The following is a 568-nucleotide window of genomic DNA, read 5'->3' as shown; positions in this document are numbered from 1 at the left end:
GTGCTGGCGCTCGCCGACAGCTGGCCCGGGCAGATGCGCACGATCTTCGGCGACCACGAGCGCTTCGTGGAGACCTACTTCAGCCAGTACAAGGGCTACTACTTCTCGGGCGACGGCTGCCGGCGCGACGCGGACGGCTATTACTGGATCACCGGGCGGGTCGACGACGTGATCAACGTCTCGGGCCACCGGATGGGCACGGCGGAGGTCGAATCGGCGCTGGTGGCGCACCCGAAGGTCGCCGAGGCGGCGGTGGTGGGCTACCCGCACGCGATCAAGGGCCAGGGCATCTACGCCTATGTGACGCTGAACGAGGGCGAGGAATACACCGAGGAACTGCGCAAGGAACTGGTGCAGTGGGTGCGCAAGGAGATCGGCCCGATCGCCTCCCCCGACCTGATCCAGTGGGCGCCGGGCCTGCCGAAGACCCGCTCGGGCAAGATCATGCGCCGGATCCTCAGAAAGATCGCCGAGAACGACTACGCCGCCCTCGGCGACACCTCCACCCTCGCCGATCCAACCGTCGTCGAGGACCTCATCGACAACCGCATGAACCGCGCCTGAGGCG

At 67.3% G+C, this 568-nt stretch carries 1 protein-coding gene; it reads left to right on the top strand.

Features of this window, described 5'->3' with window-relative positions; translation table 11 throughout:
* A partial coding sequence (locus FJM51_RS23585) for an AMP-binding enzyme (protein WP_140456514.1) occupies nucleotides 1–564 on the top strand: 564 nt, incomplete at its 5' end.
* Nucleotides 565–568 lie beyond the last annotated feature (4 nt).

It is taken from the genome of Amaricoccus solimangrovi (assembly GCF_006385685.1).
Lineage (GTDB): Bacteria > Pseudomonadota > Alphaproteobacteria > Rhodobacterales > Rhodobacteraceae > Amaricoccus > Amaricoccus solimangrovi.
This window is presented reverse-complemented; position numbering and strand designations above follow the sequence as displayed.